Annotated in this window: 5 protein-coding genes and 1 pseudogene; all 6 read right to left on the reverse strand. The window is 68.2% G+C overall.

Features of this window, described 5'->3' with window-relative positions:
* Positions 1 to 564: 564 nt before the first annotated feature.
* Positions 565 to 798, reverse strand: a complete 234-nt coding sequence (locus tag ACIQU4_RS42240; protein ID WP_403743257.1) for a transposase — start codon at positions 796 to 798, stop codon at positions 565 to 567.
* Positions 799 to 884: 86 nt separating this feature from the next.
* The gene (locus tag ACIQU4_RS42245) at positions 885 to 1,121 is read right to left on the reverse strand and encodes a hypothetical protein (RefSeq protein ID WP_403743246.1); all 237 of its coding nucleotides are present in this window, start codon (positions 1,119 to 1,121) and stop codon (positions 885 to 887) included.
* 26 nt (positions 1,122 to 1,147) lie between these two features.
* Positions 1,148 to 1,579, reverse strand: a pseudogene (locus ACIQU4_RS42250) (transposase).
* A gap of 1,911 nt (positions 1,580 to 3,490) precedes the next feature.
* Positions 3,491 to 3,616, reverse strand: coding sequence for a hypothetical protein (locus ACIQU4_RS42255; RefSeq protein WP_403743248.1), 126 nt, complete (start codon positions 3,614 to 3,616; stop codon positions 3,491 to 3,493).
* A gap of 454 nt (positions 3,617 to 4,070) precedes the next feature.
* Positions 4,071 to 4,361: a hypothetical protein gene (locus ACIQU4_RS42260; protein ID WP_403743251.1), complete on the reverse strand. Its 291-nt coding sequence runs from the start codon at positions 4,359 to 4,361 to the stop codon at positions 4,071 to 4,073.
* Positions 4,358 to 4,714 carry a DUF6247 family protein gene (locus ACIQU4_RS42265; RefSeq protein ID WP_403743254.1) on the reverse strand — a complete coding sequence of 119 codons (357 nt, stop codon included), beginning with the start codon at positions 4,712 to 4,714 and terminating at the stop codon, positions 4,358 to 4,360. The genes ACIQU4_RS42260 and ACIQU4_RS42265 overlap by 4 nt, the downstream gene beginning before the upstream one ends.
* Between the last annotated feature and the right edge of the window lie 138 nt (positions 4,715 to 4,852).

Genomic DNA, 4,852 nt, shown 5'->3' on the forward strand with positions numbered 1-4,852 from the left:
GACGCTTCCTTTGTACTCACCCTCTCGGGCTTTCCTCCGGGCTTTCGTTCTTCGTTCTTGCGTTTCCGACTCTATCAGATCCTTTCGGGCCTGACTCCCGGTCGAAGCGGGATTTGCTTTCCAGGTCTTCGCTTTCGCGTTTCCCTTTCCGGCGAGTCCGACTCTATCAGAAGTTTTCCACCGGATTTCCCGGCTTCAGATTCCTGGATGAGGAGTCGAGTACGTACCCGCAGAATTCGATTCCGTGGGTGCGAAGGGGGTCTTGCTGATGGCTGCCGAACTTGTGCAGTTCCAGGCAACCGTTCGACTCTACAACTGGCCCTCCGAGGTGTCAAAACGAGCGCAGCCGGGGGCCCGTGACCGTGCCCCGGGCGCATCAGCGTGCCCGTTGAGCCAACCGCCGGGACGTGAGCTGCCTGAGCCCCCAGGTTGTTCCACCGGCCGAAGGACCGTTGAGGAGTCGGCTGATGAGGGCCTGCGTCCGCGTGATTACTGCGGTCACCCGGTCTTGACCGACTCGGTCGGCAAGTACGACTGCCCAGCGTGTGGCGAGCGTGACGAGGATCAGCCTGAGGCTGCCGGCCGTGGAGCATGGCGAAGAGGAGGTCGGCCCGTCATCGGGCGAGGCAGAGCAGGGCCTCTGCTGGACGGCTGTTCGCCGCGGATCGAGGACCCGGAACTGCGGGTCTCGGGGGCGCGTCCTGCGTAGGCAGCGAGGTGGCTTGCGGTCGGGAAGGTGCCGCCGTCGCCGACCTCGATCAGGATGCCGACTCCGTTCCTGACGCCGACTCCCGGCATCGACCTCAGGACCTTCGAAAGAGGGTGGGCCTCCAGCAGTTCCGCGATCCGCCCGGCCAGCAGCTTGCGCTGGTCAAGCACGGCTGTCAGTGAGCTGGCCAGGCTCGGACGATCAGCGCTGCCGCCTTGGTCCCCGGAACGGTGACGGTCTGCTCGTCCAGGGCGGCGAAGACGTCTTCGACCAGCCGCTCGGCCATCCGTCGGGCCTTCGGCCGCAGCAGGGTGACCGGGCGGCGCCGGCCGGCCTTGCGGATCTGGGCCGGTGACCCGAACCGTTCCAGCAGGGTCAGTACGGCCCGGTGCTGCAACCGCGGCCCCAGCACCCACTCCAGCGACGGTTGGATCTGGGTCAGCAGGCCGTGGAGCGGTTCATCTCTCCGGCCAGGTCGTCGTCGAACCCGCCGATCATCTCCAGCTCGGCGATGGCCTCGTCCTCGCCGTCGCCGGCCCGCAGAGCGTGAAGCATCGCGCTGGCCGCGTCCGCGCTGGTGAACGCGTCCTTCACATCCGTCTTCGCTTCACCCGGGCAGAGGTGGGCGCTCCGCCGCATCGTCAGCCCCGGAAGGTAGGCGACCGGGCGCCCATCTCCCAGGCGACCGCCGGCGGCAGGGCACCGATCGAGGCCTGCAACTTAGCGAAGAGCTCGGCGGAGCTCCGGTTCGGTGTTGGGCAGCCGCTTGTCGAAGGCTTTCTTCCCAGCCGGGGTGACGGCGGTGGCGTGATGTGCGCCCTTGCCCACGTCCAGGCCGAGGAAGACGTCGATGTCTCCGGTGTCGATCACATGCAGGCCCCGCCATCACGCTTTCGTCGTTCGGTTGTGAAGGGTGGCGCTGCGTGAGACCGCGTACGCCTTCTCGTCCAGCAGCAGGAACTGACGCTCCGCCAGGTCTCCGTCCGTCTTTGCTGTGGGCGGCTGCGAGCGGTGATGGTGCTGGTCATACTCGGTCGAGGTGCTGGCAAAAGGCCGCGTGGTCGGGGCGGAATGTCCGGACTGCGGCCGCTTCTCGGACCCCGGGTGCACGACCGATATCGCCGCAGGTTGAGGGATCTTCCGCTTGCTGAGCAGGGCTTCGTGATCCGATTGCTGGCCCGGCGTGTCATCTGTGGGCAGCGGACTGCCCGCGCCGGACGTTCGCCGAGCCGTTCTCACGGTTCACCGCCCCGTACGCACGGTTTACGACCCGGCGCAACCGCGCGCCGGGACCGGGCGGGCGCATACGCCTGGGGTGCACGCCGTGGCGCCCCCGATGCCCTGCAAGGTCGCTGACCGGTTCCATCTGTGGCAGGGCCTCGGCCGGGCGGGCCGTGGAGACCTGCGTCGCCGCCCACCGCGACTGCCTGCGGAGCCCGTCGCCCAGCGGCATGCTGCTGGAGGCGCTCGGCCCGGAGACCCGTCGGTCACAGGATGACTGCGAACCAGTCGGTCGGCGGGCCGAGCGCAAGAAGGCCGCACACGCCCAGGTCCACGAGCTGCTCGCCCAAGCCCACTCACGCCGGGCAATCGCCCGGCACCTGGGCTGGGGCCTGAACACCGTGCTCCGGTACGCGAACGCCGCACGCTGGCAGGACACCATCCTCGAAGACCGGGCCCCGACCCAACAGGCTGGACCCCTACAAGCCCTACGGAGAGCGACGCTTCGCCGCGCGAGGCACCAGCGTCACCCACCTCCACCGTGAACTCGTTGCCGACAACGCGCCCGTCAGCAACCAGACGGTTCGCGCCCCCATCGCCACTCTCCGAGGGACTCCGGCCAGCACGCCGTTCCGACCTCCGGCGGTGGCCTGGTGACCGGCTGGCTCACCCGACACCCCACGGCCCTGACCGAGGAGGAACGTGCCAGCCTGAAGGATGTCCTGGCTCGCTGTCCTGAACTGGACGCGGCCGCCGGGCATGTCCGCAACTTCGGAGAATTACTCGCGCTTGGACTGGAGCTCCGGCAGCATCGAAGGCGCCGAGAACACCATCAAGAAGATCAAGAGGCAGCTCTACGGACGAGCTGGCTTCCACCTGCTCCGAAAGATGAGCCTGCTCCATCCTCTGACCAGGGCTGTACAGATCTCCGACACACTGATCAGGCCAGAGTTTGACGGGCCGATCGGACCCGACGGGTATCGCCGGGCCCCGGCCACGATGCATGAAGGGTTCTACGCCCTGGAGCCTGAGCCAGGGGGCGCCCCGTTCCTTCCCACGGACGAATGCGTCGCAGTGTTTCCCGGGGGGGGCGGCTGTCGGCGATCCCGACGGAGACGGGCGCGCCGGATCTGCTGCACGACCTTGAAGGGGACCACGCAGGCTGCTGCGGGTTGCATGGCCAGGGCGGACTGAATCGACTGTGCCCATGCGGCGCTGCGGTGGGAACCGAGATCAGCGAGTGCTACACCGCGTACGAGCTCCACCTTGACCCAGCACGGGTCCATGCACGGGATGCCGGCATCGCCGGATCACCTCAGTGTTCAGTGAGACGGAACAATAGGCACGAAGCCGAGGCTCAATCCCTCGCACATCCTCGAACACCGCGATGACTCCCCAAGATCTGTGCCAGAACCGAGTTGCGGCGTCGTTTGTGCCGTCGGCAGTCGGGGCGCGGCGGTCTCCGGTCCTTCCGCAGGTCCGGACCTGCCCTCGGCGAAACCGCCCCTGAGGCTGGAACGGCCAGTGCCGGCGTGGCCACGATGGCTGATCCGGTTGCCTTCAGCCGCACATCGCGTCGAACACCGCGCGGGCGTCGCTGTAGGAATGGTCCGGGATCTTGGCAAGGGAATCGAGCGCTTCCTTGGGAGCGCCCTTGGCTGGACCAGCGGCCTCGCTGACTGCCACAGGCCACACTCATCCCCTGAGGCAGGCCGCAGCGCCTTCCGAACTAGTCGGGGCCAGACAGTGGGTACGCGGTCTACGCGGTCACCGGTGTGCTCCTGGACGAAGGCGGGCACCGCGGCTTCGCGGGCTCTGTCACGGCCGACCTTGAGGGCGTTGGCAGATGCGGCGGGCCTACAGACACGGCAACCGTCACATGGCATGCGTGGCCGCGAGCGCAGCCGGCCGCGGCCGGTACGGGGTGTCAAAAGACGGCCGGCGGCGAGGGAGGGGCGGCCTCTTGCGCACGGCCGGCCGACTGCCAGGCCTGATTCGGGCCGGGCGCCCTACCCCCGCCGTCACGAATGACGGGTGCGTGAGGCGAACGCACCACCGGGAATGGCCGGGCGGGGAGCAGCTGCTGCCGCGATGTGGCGCCGGCTGGTGCGGTCGCTCCGCGTCGGTACCGGTCTTGAGGTCAGAGGTTGACGCGCTTCAGGTAGACGCGGCTGCGGTGGGGGATGGTCTGGTACCAGAGCATCAGGTGCTCGTCCTCGTACGTACGCAGGCGCATGGGGCTGGGGTCCTCGTAGAGGCTGCCGTCCTTGGGGTCGATGGCCATCGACGCCAGGTCGACCAGGCCCTCCATGACGACGGCCACCAGCTCCTGCTGCTCCGCGGGCATGTCGCCGAGTACCCACAGCCGGCTCGGATCGCACTCCCAGGCCCAGCCGGCCTCGGTCTCCACTCCCTCACCCCGCAGGGTCACTGACCGATTTCCCGCTGGGCCTCGGCGAGGATACGGCTGCTGGTCTCCATGGCCGACCGGAACTGTTCCTCCGTGGCGGCCGGGTCGCCGGCGGTGCGCTCGGCCTCCAGCAGCGCCGCGGCGCGGGCGGGCCGGCGGTGGATGGCCACGTGCGTGGCCCACTTGATCAAGAAGAAGCGGAGCGGGTTGATGGCGCCCGTCTCCGCGGCGCGGTCGAACGCCGCATGGCATTCCCTGTCGAACTCGGCGAGGTGCGCCATGTCGATCCGGCGCACGGCGTCCCGCAGGGCTTCGCGGGTCATGGCCGGCTGGGGGATGAGCGGACCGTCGTCTTCGAGGTGCTGTGCTGTCATCGTGCCTCCAGGGAACGTGGCCAGGATAGCGACCGACTCTGCAGCATGCCCGTAAACGCAGAAAAGCCCCGTACCGGATACCCGGTACGGGGCTTTCTACAATGATTGTTCGGCGGCGTCCTACTCTCCCACAGGGTC

Source organism: Streptomyces sp. NPDC090741 (assembly GCF_044769045.1).
Taxonomy (GTDB): Bacteria; Actinomycetota; Actinomycetes; order Streptomycetales; family Streptomycetaceae; genus Streptomyces.

Excerpts from the sequence above, each read along its gene's own strand:
- ACIQU4_RS42240 (WP_403743257.1), bottom strand. The coding sequence starts at position 798 with ATGCCGGGAGTCGGCGTCAGGAACGGAGTCGGCATCCTGATCGAGGTC.
- ACIQU4_RS42265 (WP_403743254.1), bottom strand. The coding sequence starts at position 4,714 with ATGACAGCACAGCACCTCGAAGACGACGGTCCGCTCATCCCCCAGCCG.